Source organism: Streptomyces sp. NPDC127177, assembly GCF_042672475.1.
Classification (GTDB): Bacteria; Actinomycetota; Actinomycetes; order Streptomycetales; family Streptomycetaceae; genus Streptomyces.
The window spans coordinates 131,217-137,723 of record NZ_JBHXUW010000013.1; the positions used below are offsets into that span (position 1 = coordinate 131,217).

Below are 6,507 nucleotides of genomic sequence, written 5' to 3' on the forward strand. Positions count from 1 at the left end.
GAGCGGCCCGGATGAGGCTGACCGAGGAGCAGGAAGAGCTGCGTTCGGCCGTGCGGTCGTCGCTGGAACGGCATCGGTCCGCGGACGCCTGGGGCCCGCTGACCCGACAGATCGGGGCAGCCGCCCTCGCCGTACCCGAAGAGTACGGCGGGGCGGGCGGCGGCGCACGGGATGTCCATGTGCTGATGGAGGAGCTGGGACGGAGCCTGAGCCCGCTGCCGTGCCTGGGGTCGGCGGTGCTCACGGTGGGGGCGTTGCTGTCCTGCGGTGACGAGGCGGCCTGCGGGCGGCTGTTGCCGGGACTCGCCGACGGCAGCTCGGTGGGCGCACTGGCCTGGGCCGAGCAGGGGTCCTGGGACGTGGCGGCGGTCCGTGCCTGGGCCGTGCCCGGCCCCGGTGGCGGCTGGCTGATCACCGGCGTCAAGGAACACGTACTGGACTGGCCGGACATCGGCGTTCTGCTCGTCGCCGCCCGCACGGCCGCCGGACCGTCGCTCTTCGAGGTGGCGCCCGGCGCCGCCGGGGTGCGCAGGGAACCCGTCGTGACCATGGACACCACGCGGGCGCAGGCCCGTTGGGTGCTGGAGGCCGCCGAGGCCCGTCTCCTGGGCGAGGAGGGCGACGGCGCGCGGAGCCTGGAGCGCGTACGGGATCTGGCGTGCACGGCTCTCGCCGCCGAACAGGCGGGCGCGGCCGGCCGCTGCCTGGAGATCACCGTCGCCCATGCCCGGGACCGGGTGCAGTTCGGGCGGCCCATCGGCTCGTTCCAGGCCGTCAAGCACCGGCTGGCGGACGCCTACGTGCTGGTGGAGTCGGCGCGTTCGGCGGCGCTCGGGGCCGCGTTCGCGGCCGACGAGGACCCGGACGCGCTCCCCCGGGCCGCGGCCGTCGCCAAGTCCGTCTGCTCCGAGGCGTTCTCGGCGGTGGCCGGGGAGATGATCCAGCTGCACGGCGGGATCGGGATCACCTGGGAGCACGACGCGCACCGCTACTTCAAGCGGGCGCACGGGGCGGGCGAGTTGTTCGGGCCGCCCGCGCACCACCGGGCCCGGCTCGCCGCCGGGCTCGGCCTGACCGTGCGATGAACGGTTTCCGAGAGCCGGCGAAGGGGCGTACAACACATGGACACCGACAGCCCGTTGGACTTCTCGGGGCGCGTGGTGCTGGTCACCGGCGGCACCAGGGGCATCGGTGCCGCCATCGCCGTGGCGTTCCTCGGCGCCGGGGCGGACGTGGTGGTCTGCGGGCGCACCGCCCCGGACGCCGCGCCGGCGGCCGCGGGCCGGGAGGCGGTCTTCGTCCCCGCCGATGTGCGGGATCCCGCGGCGGCGGCCGCGTTGGTGGACGCCACGGTGGAGCGCTTCGGCCGGCTCGACGTACTCGTCAACAACGCGGGCGGCTCGCCGGACGCCGACGCGGCCACCGTCTCGCCACGCTTCGTCGAGAGGGTCGTCGCGCTCAATCTGCTCGCGCCGTTCTATGTGGCACAGGCGGCCCACCGCGCCATGCGCGCCCGGGAGGGCGGTGGCTCGATCGTCAACATCGGCAGTGTCTCCGCCCATGACCCGCAGCCAGGCACCGCCGCCTACACGGCCGCCAAGGCTGGACTGCTGGCCCTGACGAAGGCGCTGGCCCTGGAGTGGGCACCCGCGGTCCGCGTCAACCACATCACCACGGGGCTGATCCGCACCGCGAGCGCGGCGTCGGTCTACGGCGCGGACGGCGGGACGGCGGTGGCGGGGGTCGTCCCGATGCGGCGGATGGCGGTACCCGACGATGTCGCGCGGGCCTGTCTGTTCCTGGCGAGCGGACTGTCCGGGTACGTCAACGGGGCGGATCTCGCGGTGCACGGCGGCGGTGAGTTCCCCGCCCGCTACCTCGCCGCGAAGGCTGCCGGCGGACCGGGGTGAGGGCGGCGGGGCGGTACGCGAGGGCTCGCTCCCCGGAGCCCGAAAGGGGGCGCCGGTCGCGACAACGGTCCCCGTCCCGCGCGGCCCCCTTGACCTCAAGCGCAGTTGAGCCAGAAGGGTGAGCGTCATGACACGCTTCATCGACCTCGTGCAGCCCACCGCCCGTACCGCCCTGCTGAGTGAGTGGCTCACGGGTACCTCCGAGCGTTCGCGCGCCGCCGCCGCCGCGGTGACCGAGGAATGGGCGGCTGCCGAAACGCCGCCCGGACGCCTGGCCCAACACGTCTTCCTCTCCACGGACGGCACGGGCCTGCTCTTCTACGCCCAGTGGACCAGCGATGAAGAGCATCTGGCGTGGGCCCGCGCGCATCGCGCCGACTCGGTCGGCCGGGTCGACACCCTCGTTCCGGGCATCGAACGCCCGGGGCTCGACCGGACCCGCCTGCACCGCAGTGTCGTTCACGACGCGGTGCGCCCGGCCGGGGTCTTCGTGGTCACCACCGTGGCGGCCGTCGACGCGGAGAGCGTTGTGGGGCCGGCGCCGGGTCTGCTCGCGGCGCATGTCCACCTGACGTCCGACGGGGCACGCGCGATCGTGATCACCGAGTGGTCCGATGCCGCGTCCCACGACGTGGCCGGCGCGGGCGACGCCCCATTCAGGCGCTACACGCTCCACGGCCCGGCGAAGTCGGCACACGATGTGTCCCGGCCGCCGGGCGCGCACACGTACAACGGCACCACTCCGCGTTGGTGTGCCGGCGGGGGCCGATCGGCGATGAACCGCCATGAACCGGGATATCCCCGGGTGCTCCGTACGTGACGCAGACCATCTCGTGTGTCCGGGATCTCTGGGTAGGTCTCCGGTACGGTGTCGAACGCTTCGGGCCCCGGAAGCCACGGAGCACTGCGCCACCGCCGAGTGACCACGGGACGCCGACCGGCGTATCCGTGCGACATCGCCCGTCCTGACGCCACGCGCTCGTGACACGACTGGGGAGTTTGATGTTCGACAAGGTATTGGTCGCCAACCGTGGGGAGATCGCGATCCGCGCGTTTCGCGCGGCGTTCGAGCTCGGAATCTCCACAGTGGCCGTGTATCCCCACGAGGACCGCAACTCACTGCACCGGGCCAAGGCCGACGAGGCCTACCGGATCGGGGAGCCCGGTCACCCCGTGCGGGCCTATCTCTCGGTCGACGAGGTCGTCGAGGCCGCCCGGAAGGCGGGCGCGGACGCGATCTACCCGGGCTACGGCTTCCTCTCGGAGAACCCGGACCTGGCGGCCGCGTGCTCCGCGGCCGGCATCACCTTCGTAGGACCGCCGGCAGAGGTGCTGAACCTGACCGGGAACAAGTCCCGTGCGGTCGCGGCCGCCCGCGATGCCGGCGTACCGGTGCTGAAGTCCTCCGCCCCCTCGGAGGACGTCGACGCTCTCGTCGCCGCGTCCGAGGACATCGGCTTCCCGGTCTTCGTCAAGGCCGTCGCGGGTGGCGGCGGCCGCGGTATGCGGCGGGTCGCCGAGCCGGGTGAGCTGCGCGAGGCGATCGACGCGGCGATGCGCGAGGCCCGGTCCGCGTTCGGTGACGCCACCGTCTTCCTGGAGCAGGCGGTGATCAACCCCCGCCACATCGAGGTGCAGATCCTCGCCGACGCCGACGGCAACGTCGTGCACCTGTACGAGCGGGACTGTTCGTTGCAGCGCCGCCACCAGAAGGTCGTCGAGATCGCGCCCGCCCCGAACCTCGAACCGGCCCTGCGGGAGCGGATCTGCGCCGACGCCGTCGCCTTCGCACGCCACATCGGCTATGTGAACGCGGGCACCGTCGAGTTCCTCGTCGACGAGCGCGGCAACCACGTCTTCATCGAGATGAACCCGCGCATCCAGGTCGAGCACACCGTGACCGAACAGGTCACAGGCCGCGACCTGGTGATCGCGCAGCTGCGCATCGCCGCGGGCATGACCCTGCCCGAACTGCACCTCTCCCAGGACGACATCACGCTCAACGGCACCGCCATGCAGTGCCGCATCACCACGGAGGACCCGGCCAACGGCTTCCGGCCGGACACCGGCACCATCTCCGCCTACCGCTCCCCCGGCGGACCCGGCGTCCGGCTGGACGGCGGCACCGTCCACACCGGCGCGGAGGTGTCCGCCCACTTCGACTCGATGCTCGTCAAGCTCACCTGCCACGGACACGACTTCACCAACGCGGCCCGCCGGGCCCGCCGGGCCATCGCGGAGTTCCGCATCCGCGGCGTGGCGACCAACCTGCCCTTCCTGGGCGCCGTGCTGGACCAGCCCGACTTCCGGGCGGGACACATCACGACGAGTTTCATCGAGGAGCACCCGGAGCTGATCCGGGCCCGCCCGTCCGCCGACCGGGGCAGCCGGATGCTCGGCTACCTCGCCGAGACCACCGTCAACCGGCCCTACGGTTCCCGCCCCGCCGTCATCGATCCGGCGGACAAGCTGCCCGCGCTTCCGACCGGAACACCGCCGGCCGGTTCGCGACAGCGTCTCGCGGCCCTCGGTCCGGAGGCCTTCGCCGCGGAGCTGCGCGCCCAGTCGGCCGTCGCGGTCACCGACACGACGTTCCGTGACGCCCACCAGTCGCTGCTGGCGACCCGGGTACGGACCCGTGACCTGCTGACCGTCGCGCCGCATGTCGCCCGGACCACTCCGGAGCTGCTGAGCCTGGAGTGCTGGGGAGGCGCCACCTACGACGTGGCACTGCGCTTCCTGGCCGAGGACCCGTGGGAGCGCCTGGTGAAGCTCCGCGAGGCGGTCCCCAACATCTGCACGCAGATGCTGCTGCGCGGCCGTAACACCGTCGGCTACACGCCCTACCCGACCGAGGTCACCGAGGCGTTCGTCGCCGAGGCCGCGAGCGCCGGGATGGACATCTTCCGGATCTTCGACGCCCTCAACGACGTGTCCCAGATGCGCCCGGCGATCGACGCCGTGCGCGCGACGGGCACCTCGGTCGCCGAAGTGGCACTCTGCTACACCGCCGACCTCTCCGACCCCGGAGAGAGGCTGTACACGCTGGACTACTACCTGCGGCTGGCCGAACAGATCGTGGACGCCGGAGCCCATGTCCTCGCCATCAAGGACATGGCCGGGCTGCTTCGCCCGCCCGCCGCGCGCACCCTGGTCACCGCGTTGCGCGAGCGGTTCGACCTGCCCGTCCACCTGCACACCCACGACACCGCCGGCGGGCAGCTGGGCACGCTGATCGCCGCCATCGACGCGGGCGTGGACGCGGTGGACGCGGCGGTCGCCTCCATGGCCGGTACGACCAGCCAGCCCCCGCTCTCCGCGCTGGTGGCCGCCACCGACCACACCGACCGTGCGACGGGCCTCTCCCTCCAGGCAGTCGGAGATCTGGAGCCGTACTGGGAGGCGACCCGCAAGGTCTACGCCCCGTTCGAGTCGGGGCTCGCCTCGCCGACCGGCCGGATCTACCACCACGAGATCCCCGGCGGGCAGCTGTCCAACCTGCGACAGCAGGCCATCGCGCTCGGTCTGGGCGACCGCTTCGAGCTCATCGAGGACTGCTACGCGGCAGCCGACCGGATGCTCGGCCGGCTGGTGAAGGTGACTCCCTCGTCCAAGGTGGTCGGCGACCTGGCGCTGCACCTGGTGGGCGCGGGGGTCGGGGCGGCGGACTTCGAGGCCGATCCGGGCAGGTTCGACGTTCCGGACTCCGTGATCGGCTTCCTGCGCGGTGAGCTGGGCGACCCGCCGGGCGGCTGGCCCGAGCCGTTCCGCACCCGTGCGCTGAAGGGCCGCCCGGAGAAGGCGCGGACACCGCAGTTGTCGGACGAGGACCGCGAAGGGCTGGAGAAGTCGCCCCGGGCGACCCTGAACCGACTGCTCTTCCCCGGTCCGACCAAGGAGTTCGAGGCCCACCGCGAGGCGTACGGCGACACCTCGGTCCTGCCCACCCAGGACTTCCTGTACGGGCTGGAGACGGAGACCGAACACACCGTCACGCTCGATCCCGGGGTCACCCTGCTCATCGAACTGGAGGCCATCTCGGAGGCGGACGAGCGCGGGTTCCGCAGCGTACTGGCCACCCTCAACGGGCAGTTGAGGCCGGTGTCGGTGCGGGACAAGTCCGTCGCCACGGAGGTCAAGGCCGCCGAGAAGGCGGACCGCGCCGACGAGGGCCATGTCGCGGCGCCGTTCGCCGGGGTCGTCACCCTCCAGGTCGAGGAGGGCGCATCGGTGACGGCCGGTCAGACCGTGGCCACCATCGAGGCGATGAAGATGGAGGCCTCGATCACCGCACAGGCCGCCGGGGTGGTGCGACGCCTCGCGATCGGCCGGGTCCAGCAGGTCGAGGCCGGCGATCTGCTCATCGAGATCGCCTGAGCAACCGGACGGACTCCGGCCCCAAAAGCGCGGGGCCGGACGTCCGGCGGCCGGAGACGGCCGGGGCGTGCTTCGAAAGCGGCGCCGTCCGCCCGCGGGGCAGGCGGGGCTTTCGGAACACGTCCTACGCGTCGTCGTCGTTGACCCAGCTCATGAGCTTGCGCAGCTCACGGCCGGTGGTCTCCAGCAGGTGGTCGCTGTCGGCCTTCTTGTACTCGTT

4 protein-coding genes are annotated in these 6,507 nt (G+C 72.4%); all 4 read left to right on the plus strand.

All coding sequences use genetic code 11. The features are described 5' to 3' along the window. Positions 1 to 11 precede the first annotated feature (11 nt). The 4 genes from ACFVJX_RS11130 (at position 12) to ACFVJX_RS11145 (ending at position 6,287) form a co-directional block, all read left to right on the plus strand. Positions 12 to 1,085, plus strand: coding sequence for an acyl-CoA dehydrogenase family protein (locus tag ACFVJX_RS11130; protein WP_384131713.1), 1,074 nt, complete (start codon positions 12 to 14; stop codon positions 1,083 to 1,085). 36 nt (positions 1,086 to 1,121) lie between these two features. Beyond that, the gene (locus ACFVJX_RS11135; RefSeq protein WP_384131710.1) at positions 1,122 to 1,910 is read left to right on the plus strand and encodes an SDR family oxidoreductase; all 789 of its coding nucleotides are present in this window, start codon (positions 1,122 to 1,124) and stop codon (positions 1,908 to 1,910) included. A 127-nt stretch (positions 1,911 to 2,037) separates the two neighbouring features. Next, complete coding sequence (locus tag ACFVJX_RS11140; protein WP_384131707.1) at positions 2,038 to 2,730, plus strand: hypothetical protein; 693 nt, start codon at positions 2,038 to 2,040, stop codon at positions 2,728 to 2,730. Positions 2,731 to 2,912: 182 nt separating this feature from the next. Beyond that, a complete protein-coding gene (locus tag ACFVJX_RS11145) occupies positions 2,913 to 6,287 on the plus strand; it encodes a pyruvate carboxylase (protein WP_384131704.1) in 3,375 nt (1,124 codons plus the stop codon). Positions 6,288 to 6,507: the final 220 nt, after the last annotated feature.